The organism is Flavobacterium swingsii (genome assembly GCF_900111965.1).
In the GTDB taxonomy this organism is placed as follows: Bacteria; Bacteroidota; Bacteroidia; order Flavobacteriales; family Flavobacteriaceae; genus Flavobacterium; species Flavobacterium swingsii.
Genome location: NZ_FOJT01000005.1, coordinates 18,770 through 36,610 on the forward strand (window position 1 = coordinate 18,770; position 17,841 = coordinate 36,610).

Here is a 17,841-nt window from a genome sequence, read left to right on the forward strand (position 1 = left end):
AATACAAATATCCTTATTTTTGTAGGATAATAAAAATATTGGCTTTGAATAAAAAGGTTTTTGTCATCATTGTGACGTATAATGGCTCGAAATGGATAGAGAAATGTATCAATTCTTTGTTGCATTCGATTTATCCTGTCGATATTGTTGTTATCGATAATTCTTCTACTGATGATTCGGTCGAACTTTTGAAACAATTTTCGGAGATTCATTTTATTCAATCCGAAGAAAATTTAGGATTTGGAAAAGCTAATAATATTGGAATTGATTATGCTTTAAAAAATAACGCGGATTATGTTTTTTTACTGAACCAAGATACTTGGGTTTTTGATGATACGATTTCGAATTTAGTTACCGTTGCTCAAAAAAATCCTTCATTTGGAATTGTGAGTCCAATGCATTTTTCGGGCAATGAAAAAACGCTAGACGAAGGTTTTGTAACTTATTATAATAGAAAAATTGAAGAAAATTCAGATCTAACTATTGCGATTGTTCCTTTTGTAAATGCTGCAGCCTGGCTTGTTTCGAGCGATTGTTTACGAAAAGTTGGTGGTTTCGAGCCACTTTTTGGACATTATGGAGAAGATAGAAATTACTGTGACCGCGTTTTGTACCATCAATTTCAGATTGTAATTGTTGAAAATGCTAAAATTTGCCACGATCGAAAAATTACGCGTAGTTTCAAAAAAGATGTAATCCAATCGAAATACAGAATGTTATCGCAGGTTTTGGATATAAATAATACTTTGTTTGTGAGTTATGCAAATGCATTAAAATCGGTTTTCGGATTGCCAAAATATTTCAAAAAAAGTTATTCTTTTACATCTATTGTAAAGTTATTTTATAATTTGGTTGTTTATTATCTGCAGCTTGTTTTTAGAATGCAAACCATCATAAAATCCAGAAAAAAATCGATGACTTATGTCGAATAAAATTTCCCAAAAACAAGCTTTTTTCTTTACCATAATTAATTATGTTGGGATTGTTATTGGAGTAATTTCTACACTTTTTATTTACCCAAATGACAAAGAATTACTTGGTATTTTCAGATATATCGATGCCATTTCGTATGTTTTATTTCCAATAATGCTTATAGGAGCATCGCAAGCATTGGTGAACTTCACACCAAAACTTGACGAATTGCACAAAAAAAAGCTGTTTAATTACAGTATTTTTTCGATTCTAATTATAAGTAGTTTTATTCTCGGATTACTTTTTATAATTTCATTTATTCCAGCTTTTAAAGGAATGAAATATGTTTATTTTGCTTTTCCTATTGCGCTATTTTTAGCATTTATTGAGTTGTTCAAAAAGCAAGCGACAATCATTCAGAAAATTGCAGTGCCTACATTTTTAGACAATATTATTCCTAAAATTTCGCTGCCCATTATTTTCTTATTGTTGATGTATCATTACATAACGTTCAGTCAATCGGTTGTTTTTTATATTATTTCGTACGGACTGATACTTATTTTACTGACGATTTATTTGCATAAACATTTTAAACCTAAGTTTAATTTAGATTTTAAATCACTTTTTAATGAAGTTTCTAAAAGAGATTATTATCAGTTTTCGATGTATGCTTTTGCGGGAAGTTTAGGGTCCGTTTTTGCGTTTAGGATTGATGCTTTAATGATTCCGAAATTCATTTCGATGGAAGCCAACGGAACATTTAGCATCGGTGTGACTTTAGCATCGGCATTAGCAATACCAGCGACTGGTGTTTTTGCATTATATGCACCAATCATTTCCAATTATTTAAAAAATGATAATTTATCAGAATTGAATTTAAAGTACAAAGAAACCTCAAAGTTGCTTTTTTTTATTGGCGCACTTTTATACAGTTGTATTTTCCTTGGAATCGAAAATTTATTTATGCTTTTGCCCACCCACGAAAACCTGATAGCATCAATCCCTATCATTCTCATTTTAGGATTTAATGTTTTAGTCAATATGGGAACGGGTTTTAATGGCGAAATAATTACGTATTCGAAGTATTATAAGTTCAATTTAATCGCCATTGCCATACTTATTGTGCTCAATGTGGGTTTAAATTTACTGTTTATACTTTATTTTAATTTTGGAATAGAAGCGGTTGCAGTAGCTTCTTTATTATCAATGGTAGTTTTCAATTTTGCTAAATTGTTATTTATTTACAAAAAATTTAAACTTTTCCCTTTCGATTATAATTACCTGAAATTGGTTTTAATTTTTGTAATGACTTTAGGAGTTGTCTATTTTTTACCAAAATTAATAAACGAAATGTACACCTTAGTATATAAGGTTTCCTTAAGTTTATTACTAAATATCTTGATTATTTATAAACTAAAATTGGTTTATCAAGTTACGATTTGGATAGATAGAATTAGAAATTATACACGATAAACAATCGCATTAATATTCATTCCCGCTCCAACAGATGCGAAAATAATCACATCGCCTTTGTTGATTTCTTGATTTTCTATTTTCCCATTAATAAGCAAATCGTACAAAGTTGGCACTGTTGCCACGCTCGAATTTCCTAATTTATGAATACTCATTGGCATAATGCCTTCTGGAGTTTCTTGATTGTAAAGTTTGAAAAAACGATGAATTATAGCTTCGTCCATTTTTTCGTTTGCCTGATGAATTAAGACTTTTTTTACTTCAGAAATTGGAATGCCGCTTTCGTCGAGACAGTCTTTCATAGCTTTTGGAACTTCGTTTAATGCAAATTCGTATATTTTTCGTCCTTGCATCTTAATGTAACGAACATCTTTGTCGAGATTTTTGTTAAATGAATTCCCGAAAAACAAATAATCAGCTTCATCAGTAGCAAAAGTTGCTGAAGCGTGTGCCAATATTCCTCCGTCATCATTTGTCGCTTCAATAATAGTTGCGCCAGCTCCGTCAGAATAAATCATACTGTCTCTGTCGTGAATATCAACCACTCTTGATAAAGTTTCGGCACCAATTACCAAACATTTTTTTGCCATTCCAGCTTTGATAAAAGCTTGCGCTTGAATAACACCTTCTACCCAACCAGGACAGCCAAATAAAATATCATACGCAACACATTTTGGTTTTTTTATTCTTAATTTTTGCTTTACTCTGGCAGCAAGACTTGGTACGGCATCTCCTTGTATTGCACCTTGTTTTACATTACCAAAATTGTGAGCAAAAATAATATAATCTAAAGTTTCGGGATCAATCTTTGCAGTATCAATGGCTTTTTGAGCAGCAAAAAGAGCAATGTCTGATGTGACAAGATTTTCATCTACATAACGTCGTTCTTCAATACCGGTTATTTGTTTGAATTTATGAGCAATAACTTCGTTTGACGCGTTAAAAGCACTTCCGTCCTCATTTAAAAACTGGTGTTTTGCAAAATCTAAATTGGTTACGATTTGATTCGGGATATAACTTCCGGAACCTGTTATTTTGATGTTCATTTTGTAGTAATTGGTTAAGCTAAAGTATCAATAAAATCTCCTTTTTTAATTAAAAAATTTAAAATTTAATTATTATTACAGAATATTCATTTAACATTATCTTAATTTATTGATAATATAAAAAATTATTCATTTTGTTGTATGATTTTAATTTGCATTATTGTAGCAATACTCAAAGCTTGGGTTTTTATTTGTTCGGCTTTTTCGCCGATAAAATTTTCATCAACAGTAGTGTAAAAATGATGTAACCAAATTTTGAATAATTCAGGAGTTAGATGCTCTTTTTTATCAATATCCAAATGTATTTGGGTCAGATTTTTCGTATGGCTGCCAGTTCTCAAAATAGCTTGCGACCAAAAAGTAACTAATATTGAGAAATGTTTTTTCGTACATAAGGTTGCGAGTAACGAAACAGTTTCTCGTTCTGGAGTTTAATTAAACTGTAAATGTATAAAGTTTTGATATCTTTTTGAAATCAAATTTAGCGAGAGATTTTGTTGATTAAACCCAAAAAAGCATCAATTCTTTCAGAAGAAACTGGAAGTTCTTTTTTATTGGAAAGTGTGATCCAGCCACCATTCGATTTGTCGTATTTCTCCACGAAACGGGTATTGATTAAATAGGATTTGTGGATTCGGCAAAAATACGAATTTTCTTTTAGTCCATCTTCGAAGTTTTTTATGGAACGGCTCACAATCATTTGTTTTCCGTTTTCTAAATAAAGTTCCGAATACGAATTGTCTGCCTTGATGTAAACAATATCTTCGGGTTTTATAAAATGCAGTTGACTGCCTTCTGGAACTGCGATTTTGTTGATTTTTTTATCCAAAATAATGCTTTTTAAACTCGAAAAAGATTCTTGATTGTAAGTGTTATTTTTCTTTTCAAAGCGTTCTAATGCTTCTTTTATATCTTCTTTGTTTAAAGGTTTTAGCAAATAATCTACGGCAGCAATTTTCAGCGCTTCTATAGCATAATGATTATAGGCGGTAGTGAAAATGATAGAAAAATCAACTTCTTTTTCATTGAAAAAATCCAAAATTTCCAATCCGCTAAAATTGGGCATTTCAATATCAAGGAAAACAAAATCGGGTTTGTATTTGTGAATAGCTTTTACTCCAGAAGGCAAATCGTCGGCAATAGCCATAATTTCGACATTTGGAAAATATTTTTCCAAGATGTTTTGCAAAAGAATTTGTGCTCTTTTTTCGTCTTCGATGATGATGGTTTTGTATTTATTCATAACGCAAATCCATTGTGATTTTTATTTCTGTTCCTTCCGACTTTTCGTTGTCGTCGAATAATTCGTTTGTTTCGATGGCAATTTTCAAATCATTTCTGTTGATGATTTCCAATCGTTCCAGTGTTGCTTTTGTTGCAAAGGAAGTGTTTTTATTCGCGTTTTTCTGATTGATTTCGTTGGCTTTGGTTAGTCCAATTCCGTTGTCTTTTATTTCGATTTTCAATTGGTTTTTGGTATTTATTTCAAAATTAACCCATAGATTTCTTTTTCCTAATTTGTGCGAAAGTCCGTGAATGACCGCATTTTCGATGTAAGGTTGTAAGAGCATGGTGGGAATGGTTGCGTTGTGAATGCTGTTGTTTTTGATGTTGATTTGAAAATCAAAATTAGATAAACGTGTTTTTTGCAGATTCAAATACAAGGTTTGCATTTTTATTTCTTCATCAATAGTAATCCAGTTTTTGTCGGTCATTTCTAGGATTATTCGAGTCAGTTTCGAAAATTTATTCAAATAATCAGTGGCTTCTTCCGTTTCATTTGTTGCGATATACGATTGGATGGTGTTGAGTGCATTGAAGAAAAAATGCGGATTCATTTGCGATTTCAATGCTTTAAGTTCACTTTGTGATGCTTTTTTCTCTGCAATAATTGTTTTCTCGGCTTCGAGAAGTTGCAGTTTTAAAAGCTCGTTTTGTTTCTTTATTTTGAAACGATTGAATATAAAATAGCCGAAAATTAATAACGAAAGAATAAATAATGAAAGTGATAATACAATTGATTTTTGCCGTTTATTTTCTAGATTGGCAATATCATTGTCTTTCTTTAGTGATACTATATGATTTTGTTTTTTCTCGGTTTCGTATTTGGTGTTGATTTCGGAAACGGCTTTTTGTTTTTCGATGCTAATGACGCTATGATTTACTTTCTTCAATTTTAAACTGGTAAGAAAAGCATTTTTATAGTCGTTGCTTTCGGCATAATATTGTTGTAGTATTTCTAATGTTTCGATTATTACGTTTTGTTCGTTTGTTTTTTCGCAAACTACTATGGCTTTTTTTAGATATTCAAAAGCTTCTTCTTTTTTGTTTTGATGCCAAAGTACAACTCCAATATTTTTATAATTCTTTCCTAGAAAATTATCAAAACCTTCTTTTTCGGATAGTAGTTGAGATTTTTTTAGATACCCGAAAGCTGTTTTATAATCCTGTAACAGGACATATTCTTCGCCAATATTGCAAGTGGCAATGGCAATTCCAAAAGATATTTTCAGTTTTTCGCAAAGTTTTAATGTTTTTTTGTGGTATTCGATGGCCTCCTTGTGTTTTTTTAACGAAGAATATAACCCGCCAATATTGGTCAGAATTGCAGCCCGGGTTTGAGTAAATTCTTGTCCAGATTCTACTAAAATAGAGTCGGCTTCTTTTAGAATTGGCAATGCTTTTTCGGGTTGATTGGTTCGAACATAAAGATTTCCTAAATTATTTTTTCCAATGACGATATTTTTGGTGTCTTTTAATTTTTCGGCTATAGAAAGTGCTTTGGTATAATTAGCAATTGCTTTATCATAGATGGCTTGTTGGTAATAGGAGTTTCCAATACAATTGAGCGAACGGATTTCGCCTAATGTATATTTAATTTCTTTTGAAATTACATAAGCTTCTTGCGCCATTTTCAACACTTTGGCAGAGTTTGAAAAAGTATTGGCTACGCAATAATCTACAATCATTTCGACCTTTACAGTGTCTTTTTTAGAATAAGAGTTTATTTTTTTTAAAGCATCTTTTGGGTTGGACTGTCCAAAACAATAGCTTGTAAGGATAAAAAGGAGTACTATTTTTTTCATCTGCGATACACTAAATTATTTTTTTGTAAAAGTATAGGAAATATACAATATAAAAAGATGGTTCTCAAACTCAAAGCGGCAGTTCTCAAACTGGCGGGTTTTTGTTTTGATTGTTACAATAGTTTTGCTTCATAATCTTAAAAACTATCTATTATGAAAACACGTTTACTATTTTTTATGTTTATGGCATTTTCTTTTGCCAAGGCTCAGGTCGCTACATTCTCTGCTCCATCATCGTATAATATTACAGCTACTTCGGCAACAATTAGCTTTCAGGTAACATCAAGTACTACCACAACACTTTATTCTCAATTGGCTACGGGTAATGCTGGAAATGTAGCTCTTGCGCCACTTTCTGGAGCTGGAGGAAGTGCCGCAGGAACTTGGGTTTCGCCGAAAAATTTGACGGGATTAACGCCAAATACTACTTATTATTTTAGATATAGATGTGATAATGCTTCTGGAACTTCCTAATCTACAACGGGCACTTTTACAACTTTAAGTGCTGCTCCAACAATCACTTTTACAAATAGTCCGGGTACTTATAGCACAGCTACTGTAAATTACTCTTTAAATGCTAATGGATTTGCAACAACTTCGTTAATTAGATATGGATTAACAAGTGGAAATTTATCTAATCAAGTTATAGGTTCGTCTGCATCAGGAACTTCTGCTATTTCTGCATTTGCTAACTTATCAGGACTTTTATCTAACACTACATATTATTTTCAAATCGAAGCTACTAATTCTGCGGGTACTTCCACGGGTGCTATATTGAGTTTTACAACCGACACACAAGCACCCGGAATTTATAGTGTAACTTCTTCCGCAATAACTACAAATTCTGCTACAATAAACTATTCCATATGGGACAAAGAATTGGCAACAACTTCATTAGTAAGATACGGTTTGTCTAGTGGTAATCTTACCACGGAAGTTACGGGTTTTTCAGTTTCGGGAAACACAACTATTGCGGGAAATGTTAGTTTATCAGGATTAAGTCAAAACACCACTTACTTTTATCAAGTGGAAGCAACAAACTCTGCAGGAACTTCGACAAGTTCAATTGGTAATTTTACAAGATCTGCGCTACCTACCCAAATTGCAAACTATCCTTTTGATAACTCATTAAATAATTCGGAAGGAAACAGCCCTTTTGCAGCAGCCAACACTAGTTTTGTTAACAACAGAAATAGCCAAATAATATCTGCTATTAGAGTAGGAAGTACATCAGTCCCTGCAACTGCAACAATTCCAAATTTACCAGTAGGGAATTCAGAAAGATCGATATCATTTTGGCATAAAAAACCAGCACATTCTGTAGCAATAGGATTGTTTGCTTATGGCACAGGTTCTAGTGGGCGAACATTTGGACTATATTTGGCTGCAAATGGTAATTATGTATTTCAAAGTTACGGAACAGATTATACCTTTCCATCGAGCTCTACAGGTGGTGGTGTTTGGGTACATAGTGTTGTTACTTTCAAAAATGGTATTGTAAAACTCTATACAAATGGAAATTTTAAAGATTCTACAACAATGACACTAAATACAGATACGTCTACTTTTAGATTAGGTGGAAACGCTGCAATAGTTGAATTTGACGACTTACAATTTTATAATTATGAGTTAACAGCTACTCAGGTTGGTGAGATTTTTAATAATAATGCACTTTTTACATCCAATTTTGCACAAAACAATTTAAAAGTTTCTTTGTTCCCAAATCCTGTAAATGATGTTTTAAATATTGATATGAAAGAGGAGATTTCATCTGTAGAAGTGTATGCTTTACAAGGTCAGAAAGTACTATCTTCAAAAGAACACAAAATCAATGTTTCTGATTTATCTGTTGGAATTTATTTAGTAAGAATTCAAGATGAAAATAATAGAGTTGTTACTAAAAAGATAGTGAAACAATAATAAGTATTTTTATTAATTGAAAAACCCTTTTAAGAAATTTTTCTTAAAAGGGTTTTTGCTTTTTTAATATCGATAAACAAAGTAGCTTTTCATTGCTTAATGCAAATTCATAAATTTTACGACCATACATCTTGATGTAGCGAGTATCTTCTTTTCTAAATCTGGATTGTATGATTTTCTAAAGAATAAATAATTAGCTTCGTCATAGACATAAGTGTCACTTTCCATTTTTAATTAAAAAAATTATTCATTTTGTTGTATGATTTTAATTTGCATTATTGTAGCAATACTCAAAGCTTGGGTTTTTATTTGTTCGGCTTTTTCGCCGATAAAATTTTCATCAACAGTAGTGTAAAAATGATGTAGCCAAATTTTGAATAACTCTGGAGTTAGATGCTCTTTTTTATCAATATCCAAATGTATTTGGGTTAGATTTTTTGTGTAGCCGCCAGTTCCTAAAATGGCTTGCGACCAAAAGGTAACTAATATGGGTAAATGTTCTTCGATTTTTATTTTCACAACAGCAGTAAAAATATAACTTATCGAATCGTCCGAAAGTAGTTTTTTATAAAACGAATCGACGAGCAAATATAAATCTTCTTGGTTTTGTATATCTTTCATTATTGTCTTTTAAATTTCAAAAGTATTGTAATTCAATTTTAAAATTACTGATAAAAATCAGTTTATAAACAAAAAAGGTTTCAAATTATAAAACTTGAAACCTTTTGTTATTGGGTAATATTTTTAATTACATATATGCTTCAATTGGAGCACAGCTACAAACTAAATTTCTGTCTCCATACGCTTCATCTACACGACGAACTGATGGCCAGAATTTGTTTTCAGCAATATACTCTAATGGGAATGCAGCGTTTTCTCTTGTGTATGGGAAAACCCATTCGTCAGAAGTCACCATTGCTAAAGTATGAGGTGCGTTTTTCAAGATATTTTGAACATCATCTTTTGTTGAAGCTTCAATTTCTTTACGAATTGAAATCATAGCATCACAGAAACGATCTAATTCTGGTAAATCTTCAGATTCTGTTGGTTCGATCATTAATGTTCCAGCAACTGGGAAAGAAACCGTTGGAGCGTGGAAACCATAATCCATTAAACGTTTTGCGATATCTGTAACTTTAATTCCGTTGTCTTCAAAAGAACGACAATCTAAAATCATTTCGTGAGCCGCTCTTCCCATTTCTCCAGAATATAAAATTGGATAATGAGCTTCTAAACGCGCTTTCATATAATTCGCATTTAAAATAGCATGTTTAGTAGATTGAGTTAAACCTTCAGCACCTAACATACAGATGTATCCGTAAGAAATTAAACAAACTAAAGCAGAACCATAAGGAGCAGATGAAATAGCAGTAATTGCTTGATCACCACCAACATGAATTACAGGATTTGATGGTAAAAATGGAACTAATTTATCGTTCACACAAATTGGTCCAACACCTGGTCCACCACCACCATGAGGAATAGCGAACGTTTTGTGTAAGTTTAAGTGACAAACATCAGCGCCAATTGTAGCTGGATTTGTTAATCCAACTTGTGCATTCATATTTGCACCATCCATATATACTAATCCACCATTTTCGTGAATTAATTGTGTAATTTCAATAATTGATGATTCGTAAACCCCGTGAGTTGATGGATAAGTTACCATTAAACATGATAATCTATCTTTAAATTCAATCGCTCTTGCTCTTAAATCTTCAACGTCAATATTTCCTTCTGGAGTTGTTTTTGTAACGATAATGTCCATTCCAGCCATTGCTGCAGAAGCCGGATTTGTTCCGTGAGCAGATGAAGGAATTAAACAAACTGTTCTGTGCTCGTCTCCACGAGAAGCGTGATATGCACGAATTGCCATTAAACCAGCATATTCACCTTGCGCACCAGAATTTGGTTGTAAAGTTGTACCTGTGAAACCAGTAACCACATTTAATTGTTGTTCTAGTTTTTTAAGCATTGTGATATATCCTTCAGCTTGTTCGATAGGAGCAAAAGGGTGAATACTGTTCCAATTCGCCATAGATAAAGGCAACATTTCGGCAGCAGCATTTAATTTCATAGTACAAGAACCTAAAGAAATCATCGAATGATTTAACGATAAATCTTTACGCTCTAATTTTTTGATATAACGCATTAACTGACTTTCAGAATGATGGTTGTTGAAAACATCATGTTGTAAGAAAGTTGACGTTCTTACTGAACTTTCAGCAATTCTACCAGAAGGTAAAAGGATTTTAACCGGAGTAAATTCTTTTCCAACTGCTTCAGCGAAAATTCCAATAATTTGATTGATATCTGCAATTGAAGTCGTTTCGTTGAATGAAATTGAAATTGTTTCTGCATCTACATAATAGAAATTCACTTCATTTCTTTCGGCAATCGCTTTTACTTTAGCAGCATCTGCTTTTACTAAAATCGTATCGAAGAAAGATGTATTAGTTTGGTAAATACCTAATTTATTTAATGCTTCAGCAATTGTATTTGCTGATGCGTGTACTTTATTTGCAATATATTGTAAACCTTTTGGTCCGTGATAAACAGCATACATTCCAGCCATAACCGCTAATAAAACTTGCGCTGTACAAATGTTTGAAGTCGCTTTTTCACGTTTAATATGTTGTTCACGAGTACCTAATGCCATACGTAAAGCACGGTTTCCGTTAACATCGATAGAAACTCCAATAATTCTTCCTGGCATAGAACGTTTGTATTCGTCTTTTGTTGCGAAGAAAGCGGCGTGTGGTCCACCGTAACCCATTGGAATACCAAAACGTTGCGAAGTTCCAACTACAACATCAGCGCCCATCTCACCAGGTGAAGTTAATTTTACTAGAGATAAAATATCTGCAGCTACACCAACTTTAATTCCGTTTTCTTTCGCTTTTGCGATAAATCCAGTATAATCATTAACTTGACCATATTTTCCTGGATATTGTAACATTGCTCCGAAAAATTCTGTAGAGAAATCGAAAGTTTCGTGGTTTCCAACTACTAATTCTACTCCAATTGGTGTAGAACGAGTTTGCAATACAGAAAGTGTTTGTGGTAAAATTTCCTCAGAAACGAAAAATTTATTTACGTTGTTCTTTTTTTGATCACGAGAACGAACATCAAATAATAATGCCATTGCTTCAGCAGCAGCAGTTCCTTCATCTAATAAAGACGCATTTGCAATTTCCATTCCAGTTAATTCGATAACTGTAGTTTGGAAATTTAATATCGCTTCTAAACGCCCTTGAGCAATTTCTGCTTGATAAGGTGTGTAAGCTGTATACCAACCTGGGTTTTCAAAAATATTTCTTTGAATAACTGCAGGTACAATTGCAGGATTATATCCTAAACCTATATATGATTTGAATACTTTATTTTTTTTGCCTAATTCTTGAATGTGATTTAAGTACTCATATTCCGACATAGGTTCTTCTAAATTCAATTCTTTTTTTAAACGAATTCCATCAGGAAAAGTTTCGTAAAGTAATTGATCTACTGATTCAACTCCAATAGTTTTTAACATGTGACTTAGGTCGTTTTCACCAGTTCCAATGTGTCTTAAAGCAAAAGCATCTGTTTTCATATAGGTAGAAATGTGTTGTGTAATTTTGATTGCAAAAATAAATATTAATCTGCTAATAAATGTAGTTTTAAAGTTCAATTTTTTATCGATTTTTCAACTAAATAAGAATCTTATTAACAGTTTGACTAATTTTGTTGAATGAAGATTTTTAAACAAATATTCGATTTTTATATAAACAGTAGTATTCACGTGGCTTTGTCCGTTTATGCGTTGGTGAAAATGACACAATATATGTTTCATGTTTCCGATGACGAAGCCATGGTTTGTTTTGCTTTTTTCGGAACAATCGTAGGTTATAATTTTGTAAAGTATGATGCTTTGGCTAGAATCAAAAAACTACAAATGCGAAATGAACTAAAAGCAATCGCTTTTTTAAGTTTTGTGTCATTAATTGCTGTTGGAATTTGTTTTTTTCAATTGCAGAAATATACCCAAATTGTCGCAGTTGTTTTTTTGGGACTGACATTATTATATACACTTCCGTTTTTTCCTAATAGAAAAAATGCGAGAAATTGGGCTGGTGTCAAAATTTATATTGTTGCCTTAAGTTGGGTTGGAGTTACCTTAGTTTTACCTATCTTGAATTCAGGAATTGAAATCACTTCTGATTTTTATTTAAAATGTGTTCAACGTTTTATTTTAGTTTTTGTTCTGGTTTTAATTTTCGAAATCATCGATTTGCAATATGATGACCCGCATTTGAAAACTGTTCCGCAACAAATAGGAGTGAAGCGAACGAAATATTTAGGCTATGTTTTATTGCTGATTTTTTGTGCATTAGAGGTTTTTAATGTCAATGGAAATGACAATCTCAGTAATCATTTTTTTTCATTGTCATTACAATCGATTATAGCCGTTATTATTGCAATTTTTATATTTTTTGCTAACGAAAAACGTCCCAAATATTACACTTCCTTTTGGGTAGAAAGTATTCCGATAGTTTTGTGGATTTCACTTATTTTATTGAGTAAGTAATTGATATTGGTGAATCAATAAAAATTTAATTCTCGGACAATTCTTTTAAAACTTGATTACGTTCCAATAAAAACTGAGTTAGATATTTTTTTAAGAATAAATTATCAAATATTTTTCCAAAAAAACCAAATGGAGTTTCATAGCACAACTTATCGGTCATAGTGGTAACTCCGTTTTGTTCTTCAAAAAAATGTTCGTGTTTGAAGAATTTAAATTTACCTTCTTCCATTTCATCAACAAAATAATCATAAAAATTCATAGCCGTCATTCGGCTTTTATGTGTAAGATAAATTCCGAAATGTTTGCCACGCCAAGTCACGGTTTCATTAAGATTTATTAATCCAGAAGTTACGCCAGCAATAGCGACTTCGTTGGTTTTGCTTGCGGATTTTTGATGAATATCAATATCTCGATTAATATCAAAAACTTTCTGAATTGGCGCGTTTACTTTAGTAATTATATTTATTGTTGTCATAATCTAAATCAATCCAGCACGTTTCAACAATGCATCTGGTTTTGGTTCTTGACCACGAAAACGTTTGTACAATTCCATTGGTAATTCGGTTCCACCTTTAGAAAGTACGTTGTCTTTGAATTTTGTTGCTACTTCTTTATTGAAAATTCCTTTTTCTTGGAAATACGCAAAAGCATCGGCATCGAGAACTTCTGCCCATTTGTAGCTGTAATATCCAGAAGAATATCCGCCAGCAAAAATATGTGAAAAGGAAACTGACATACAATTTTCGGCCACATCAGGATATAAAGTTGTGCCTTCAAAAGCTGCTTTTTCGAATGTTTTTACATTGGTAATTTGGGATGGATTGTTGCTGTGAAAAGCCATATCAAGCAATCCGAAACTAATTTGACGCAAAGTTGCCATTCCTTCCTGAAAGCTCGCACTTTCTTTGATTTTTTCGACATATTCTTGTGGAATAATTTCGCCAGTTTCATAATGTTTGGCGAAAATTGCCAATGCTTCTGGCTCGTAACACCAGTTTTCCATTACTTGGCTTGGTAATTCTACAAAATCCCAATAAACTGATGTTCCTGACAAACTTGGGTAAACAGTGTTTGCTAACATTCCGTGCAATCCGTGACCAAATTCGTGGAATAAAGTGGTTACTTCATTGAAAGTTAATAAAGATGGTTTACTGTTTGTTGGCGGTGTAAAATTACAAACATTGGAAATATGTGGTCGTTCGTTTTTTCCGTCCTTTATATATTGTGATTTGAAACTCGTCATCCAAGCACCATTTCGTTTTCCTTTTCTTGGAAAGAAATCGGCATAAAAAATGGCAACCAGTTCGTTAAATTCGTCTTTTACTTCATAAGTTGTTACTTCTTCATGATATTTATCGATATTGAAAACTTCGGTAAATGTTAATCCGTATAATTTTCCTGCGATGGTAAAAGCACCATTCAGAACATTTTCTAATTGAAAATAAGGTTTCAATTTTTCGTCATCTAAATTGAATAATTTCTGTTTCAATTTTTCTGAATAATAAGAACCGTCCCATTTTTCGAGTTGTTCAATTCCGTCTATTTCTTTGGCGAATGCTGTTAATTCTGCAAATTCACGTTTGGCCGCAGGTTTTGCTTTAACCAATAAATCATTCAAAAATGATTTTACCTTGTCTGGATTTTGCGCCATTCGTTCTTCGAGAACAAAATGGGAATGGGTTTCATAGCCTAATAAATTGGCTCTTTCGAAACGTAATTTTGCAATTTTAAGCGTGATTTCCTGATTATCGAATTCGTTATTTTGGAATGCTTTTTTCCCTGCTGCGATAGAAATTTCTTTTCGCAACTCACGATTTTCAGCATAGGTTACAAACGGCAAATAACTTGGCATATCGAGCGTAAAAATGTAACCTTCTAAGTTTTTAGATTTAGCCAATGCTTTTGCGGCTTCGATTGTTCCTTCTGGTAAACCTTTTAAATCAGATTCGTTGGTAACGTGCAATTGATAATTATTGGTTTCAGCCAAAACATTTTCTCCATAAGTCAATTTTAACTTTGCCAATTCGGTATCAATTTCACGAAGTTTTGATTTTTTTTCTTCCGATAATAAAGCTCCATTTCGAGAAAAACTTTTGAATTTTTTGTCTAATAAAGTCGCTTGCTCTGTTGATAGATTTAAATTGTCTTTTTGCTCGTAAACGGTTTTTATTCTTTTGAATAAATCTTCGTTTAGTGTAATGTCGTTGCTGAATTCCGTTAATAAAGGTGAAACTTCTTGTGCGATTTTTTGCATTTCGTCGCTGGTTTCTGCTGAATTTAGATTGAAGAAAACAGACGATAATCTGTCTAAAGCGTTTCCTGAAAAATCCAATACTTCGATAGTGTTTTCGAAAGTTGGAGTTTCAGAATTGTTTATTATGGTGTCGATTTCTGCTTTTGCAGCGGCTATATTTTCGATAAAAGCGGGTTTGTAATCTTCTAATTTTATTTGAGAAAATGGCGCAGTATCGTATTTTGTGTTGAATTTTTGAGTAAGTATTTTCATTTCGTGTAAAATTTAGCCCTATCAGGGTTTTGAACCCTGATAGGGTTAGGAATGTTTTATTTCTTTAAATTTTGCGAAGATTTATTCACAGCGTCTTTCAAACTTTCTTTGTAAGAAATAATTTTATCTAAAACCGATTTATTTGAAGAGCCAATGATTTGAGCTGCTAATATTCCAGCATTTTTTGCGCCGTTTAAAGCGACAGTTGCCACGGGAACACCACCTGGCATTTGAAGAATAGACAAAACAGAATCCCAACCATCGATAGAATTGCTCGATTTTACCGGAACACCAATTATTGGTAATGGTGACATTGAAGCGACCATTCCTGGCAAATGCGCTGCGCCACCTGCTCCTGCAATAATTACCGAAATGCCGCGAGTGTGTGCGTTTTTGCTAAAATCGAATAATTTTTCGGGCGTTCTGTGAGCCGAAACAATATCGACTTCGGTTTCTATATTAAATTCTTTTAAGATGTCGATGGCTTCTTGCATTACTGGCATGTCGGAAATGCTTCCCATTATTATGGCTACTTTGCTCATATGGTTTTATTTTGTACTTATTACTCTAATACTATTCTTGACTTCTTCGGCAATTTTTCGGGCAATTTTCATATCTTCATTTACAATGGTAACGTGTCCCATTTTTCTGAACGGGCGTGTTTCTTTTTTTCCGTAAATGTGTGGAGTTACTCCGTTTATTGCCATTATTTTTTCGATGTTTTCATAAACTACTGGTCCAGAAAAATTTTCTTCGCCAACCAAATTTACCATAATTCCGGCAACTTTGCTATCGCAATTTCCTAAAGGAAGATTTAAAGTTGCTCGCAAATGATTTTCAAATTGTGATGTATAACTGGCTTCGATTGTGTGATGTCCTGAATTATGTGGTCTTGGTGCCACTTCGTTTACTAATATTTCATCGTTTTGGGTTTGAAACATTTCTACAGCCAATAAACCAACGTGATTAAATTTTTTGGAAACTTGTAAAGCAATTTCTTGTGCTTTTTGTGCAATTTTATCATCAATTCTTGCCGGACAAATTACATATTCTACCTGATTAGCTTCTGGGTGAAACTCCATTTCGACCACAGGATAGGTTTTTACTTCGCCTGAAACATTTCGAACAACAATAACTGCCAATTCATTTTTGAAAGCAATCATTTCTTCGGCAATACATTCTACGTTGGGTAAATTTTCTAAATCGGAAATTGCTCTTACTACTTTTACACCTGTTCCGTCGTAACCAAATTCGGTACATTTCCAGATAAATGGTAATTTTAGATTTTGGATTTTAGATTTTAGATTTTCGAGACTTTCAAATTTTTCAAAAGGAGCTGTCGGAATATTATTTTGAATATAAAATTCTTTCTGAATTCCTTTGTTTTGAATCAGTTTTAAAGTTTTTGGAGACGGATATACTTTTTTGCCTTCGTTTTCTAATTTTTCTAATGCTTCGAGATTAACGAGTTCTATTTCGAAAGTTAGAACATCGACTTGTTTTCCGAAGTTGTAAACGGTTTCAAAATCCATCAAACTTCCTTGAACAAAATGATTACAAGCTATTTTGCAAGGAGCTTCGTCGCTCGGGTCGAGCACATAAGTTTGGATGTCGAATTTTCTGGTTTCGGCCAATAACATTTTGCCTAATTGTCCGCCGCCGAGAATTCCTAATTTAAAATCGGAAGAAAAATAATTCATTGTAGTTGTGTTTGGGCAAAGATACTTTATAAAGGTTTAATAGAGAAAAATCTATTCTAATTTCTTTAAAATTTCCCTTGCAACGGCTTTGTAAGCTGCAGAATATTTTGTGTAATCCTCAGAAATAATCCGTTTCAATTCTAGATAAATCCACTCGTTTTTTTTGCCTAATTCAAATAATGCTCTAATTGAATATGCCTTGGTTGCTACTTTTACATTCTCAAGAATGAGCCAATCGAAACAAGATTCAATGATTTTTTGTTCTTGATCTTTAGTCAATACCATGTGCTTGGCAAGGAACATGCAGATTTTGGAAATTGAACGTAGAGCACTTTCATTAGTGTATTTCGAAATTTCATTACTAAATGTATCTAAAAATGGAACTATTAAATGAAGTCTTTCTTCTAATATCAATTCTAAAATCCAGCAGGATTTATAATGATTTTTATTACTTGTGTTAAAAGCAAATTTTATTAACTCCGAAAACTGTTCATGATTGTTTAAAATATATTGTGCATTGTCTTCCCGACTTTTTCTATGAGCAGAGCTTTTTTCGATTCTTTGAAGTAATTCTAAATTCATACTTCAAAAATAAATAAAATCTTCTAAATGAACGCTAATTTGTTATCTT

At 32.6% G+C, this 17,841-nt stretch carries 16 protein-coding genes and 1 pseudogene; 5 read left to right on the plus strand and 12 right to left on the minus strand.

All coding sequences use genetic code 11. From position 1 onward, the window contains the following. The first annotated feature begins 44 nt into the window (after positions 1–44). Positions 45–932, plus strand: coding sequence for a glycosyltransferase family 2 protein (locus BM053_RS09180; RefSeq protein ID WP_091477241.1), 888 nt, complete (start codon positions 45–47; stop codon positions 930–932). After that, a complete protein-coding gene (locus BM053_RS09185) occupies positions 922–2,385 on the plus strand; it encodes a lipopolysaccharide biosynthesis protein (RefSeq protein WP_091476726.1) in 1,464 nt (487 codons plus the stop codon). The genes BM053_RS09180 and BM053_RS09185 overlap by 11 nt, the downstream gene beginning before the upstream one ends. On the opposite strand, the gene BM053_RS09190 is transcribed toward BM053_RS09185, so the two are convergent. The 4 genes from BM053_RS09190 to BM053_RS09205 form a co-directional block, all read right to left on the minus strand. After that, entirely contained in the window at positions 2,373–3,431 is a 1,059-nt protein-coding gene (locus BM053_RS09190; RefSeq protein WP_091476728.1) for a 3-oxoacyl-ACP synthase III family protein, read from the minus strand. The two genes, BM053_RS09185 and BM053_RS09190, sit on opposite strands and share 13 nt — an antisense overlap. 125 nt (positions 3,432–3,556) lie before the next feature. After that, positions 3,557–3,730, minus strand: coding sequence for a globin family protein (locus tag BM053_RS09195; RefSeq protein WP_208600948.1), 174 nt, complete (start codon positions 3,728–3,730; stop codon positions 3,557–3,559). Between the two features lie 182 nt (positions 3,731–3,912). Then, entirely contained in the window at positions 3,913–4,674 is a 762-nt protein-coding gene (locus tag BM053_RS09200) for a LytR/AlgR family response regulator transcription factor (protein WP_091476730.1), read from the minus strand. After that, entirely contained in the window at positions 4,667–6,517 is a 1,851-nt protein-coding gene (locus tag BM053_RS09205) for a tetratricopeptide repeat-containing sensor histidine kinase (RefSeq protein WP_091476733.1), read from the minus strand. The genes BM053_RS09200 and BM053_RS09205 overlap by 8 nt, the downstream gene beginning before the upstream one ends. A 153-nt stretch (positions 6,518–6,670) precedes the next feature. Here BM053_RS09205 and BM053_RS09210 point away from each other — a divergent pair, with 153 nt between their 5' ends. Both BM053_RS09210 and BM053_RS09215 read left to right on the plus strand, forming a co-directional pair. Continuing rightward, positions 6,671–6,991, plus strand: coding sequence for a hypothetical protein (locus BM053_RS09210; protein ID WP_091476736.1), 321 nt, complete (start codon positions 6,671–6,673; stop codon positions 6,989–6,991). A gap of 300 nt (positions 6,992–7,291) precedes the next feature. After that, positions 7,292–8,437, plus strand: coding sequence for a LamG-like jellyroll fold domain-containing protein (locus BM053_RS09215; protein WP_091476739.1), 1,146 nt, complete (start codon positions 7,292–7,294; stop codon positions 8,435–8,437). Positions 8,438–8,528: 91 nt separating this feature from the next. Here BM053_RS09215 and BM053_RS12125 read toward each other — a convergent pair. The 3 genes and pseudogenes from BM053_RS12125 to gcvP form a co-directional block, all read right to left on the minus strand. Beyond that, positions 8,529–8,671, minus strand: a pseudogene (locus BM053_RS12125) (ketoacyl-ACP synthase III); the annotation flags it as partial. 9 nt (positions 8,672–8,680) lie between these two features. Beyond that, positions 8,681–9,058 carry a group III truncated hemoglobin gene (locus tag BM053_RS09220; protein WP_091476742.1) on the minus strand — a complete coding sequence of 126 codons (378 nt, stop codon included), beginning with the start codon at positions 9,056–9,058 and terminating at the stop codon, positions 8,681–8,683. Positions 9,059–9,185: 127 nt separating this feature from the next. After that, a complete protein-coding gene (gcvP, locus tag BM053_RS09225) occupies positions 9,186–12,029 on the minus strand; it encodes an aminomethyl-transferring glycine dehydrogenase (RefSeq protein WP_091476744.1) in 2,844 nt (947 codons plus the stop codon). A gap of 138 nt (positions 12,030–12,167) precedes the next feature. Between gcvP and BM053_RS09230 the strand changes: the two genes are divergently transcribed. Continuing rightward, positions 12,168–13,004 carry a UbiA prenyltransferase family protein gene (locus tag BM053_RS09230; RefSeq protein ID WP_091476747.1) on the plus strand — a complete coding sequence of 279 codons (837 nt, stop codon included), beginning with the start codon at positions 12,168–12,170 and terminating at the stop codon, positions 13,002–13,004. A 25-nt stretch (positions 13,005–13,029) separates the two neighbouring features. On the opposite strand, the gene BM053_RS09235 is transcribed toward BM053_RS09230, so the two are convergent. Genes BM053_RS09235 through BM053_RS09255 form a run of 5 tightly spaced genes read right to left on the minus strand, consistent with a single transcriptional unit; the run spans position 13,030 to position 17,792 of the window. Further along, positions 13,030–13,479, minus strand: a complete 450-nt coding sequence (locus BM053_RS09235; protein WP_091476749.1) for an SRPBCC family protein — start codon at positions 13,477–13,479, stop codon at positions 13,030–13,032. Between the two features lie 3 nt (positions 13,480–13,482). Further along, a complete protein-coding gene (locus BM053_RS09240) occupies positions 13,483–15,510 on the minus strand; it encodes a M3 family metallopeptidase (RefSeq protein ID WP_091476752.1) in 2,028 nt (675 codons plus the stop codon). A gap of 56 nt (positions 15,511–15,566) precedes the next feature. Then, positions 15,567–16,052 (minus strand): 5-(carboxyamino)imidazole ribonucleotide mutase, encoded by a 486-nt coding sequence (gene purE / locus BM053_RS09245; RefSeq protein WP_091476755.1) that lies wholly within the window; start codon positions 16,050–16,052, stop codon positions 15,567–15,569. A 6-nt stretch (positions 16,053–16,058) separates the two neighbouring features. Beyond that, complete coding sequence (locus BM053_RS09250) at positions 16,059–17,210, minus strand: 5-(carboxyamino)imidazole ribonucleotide synthase (RefSeq protein WP_091476758.1); 1,152 nt, start codon at positions 17,208–17,210, stop codon at positions 16,059–16,061. 51 nt (positions 17,211–17,261) lie between these two features. Next, on the minus strand, positions 17,262–17,792 hold the full coding sequence (locus BM053_RS09255; RefSeq protein ID WP_091476760.1) for a hypothetical protein: 531 nt from the start codon (positions 17,790–17,792) through the stop codon (positions 17,262–17,264). Between the last annotated feature and the right edge of the window lie 49 nt (positions 17,793–17,841).

What these genes read in the sequence shown, in the direction of transcription:
- purE (WP_091476755.1), bottom strand. Translation starts at nt 16,052, where the DNA reads ATGAGCAAAGTAGCCATAATAATGGGAAGCATTTCCGACATGCCAGTA.
- BM053_RS09255 (WP_091476760.1), bottom strand. Translation starts at nt 17,792, where the DNA reads ATGAATTTAGAATTACTTCAAAGAATCGAAAAAAGCTCTGCTCATAGA.
- BM053_RS09200 (WP_091476730.1), bottom strand. Translation starts at nt 4,674, where the DNA reads ATGAATAAATACAAAACCATCATCATCGAAGACGAAAAAAGAGCACAA.
- gcvP (WP_091476744.1), bottom strand. Translation starts at nt 12,029, where the DNA reads ATGAAAACAGATGCTTTTGCTTTAAGACACATTGGAACTGGTGAAAAC.
- BM053_RS09185 (WP_091476726.1), top strand. Translation starts at nt 922, where the DNA reads ATGTCGAATAAAATTTCCCAAAAACAAGCTTTTTTCTTTACCATAATT.
- BM053_RS09210 (WP_091476736.1), top strand. Translation starts at nt 6,671, where the DNA reads ATGAAAACACGTTTACTATTTTTTATGTTTATGGCATTTTCTTTTGCC.
- BM053_RS09205 (WP_091476733.1), bottom strand. Translation starts at nt 6,517, where the DNA reads ATGAAAAAAATAGTACTCCTTTTTATCCTTACAAGCTATTGTTTTGGA.
- BM053_RS09235 (WP_091476749.1), bottom strand. Translation starts at nt 13,479, where the DNA reads ATGACAACAATAAATATAATTACTAAAGTAAACGCGCCAATTCAGAAA.
- BM053_RS09220 (WP_091476742.1), bottom strand. Translation starts at nt 9,058, where the DNA reads ATGAAAGATATACAAAACCAAGAAGATTTATATTTGCTCGTCGATTCG.
- BM053_RS09230 (WP_091476747.1), top strand. Translation starts at nt 12,168, where the DNA reads ATGAAGATTTTTAAACAAATATTCGATTTTTATATAAACAGTAGTATT.
- BM053_RS09240 (WP_091476752.1), bottom strand. Translation starts at nt 15,510, where the DNA reads ATGAAAATACTTACTCAAAAATTCAACACAAAATACGATACTGCGCCA.
- BM053_RS09190 (WP_091476728.1), bottom strand. Translation starts at nt 3,431, where the DNA reads ATGAACATCAAAATAACAGGTTCCGGAAGTTATATCCCGAATCAAATC.
- BM053_RS09250 (WP_091476758.1), bottom strand. Translation starts at nt 17,210, where the DNA reads ATGAATTATTTTTCTTCCGATTTTAAATTAGGAATTCTCGGCGGCGGA.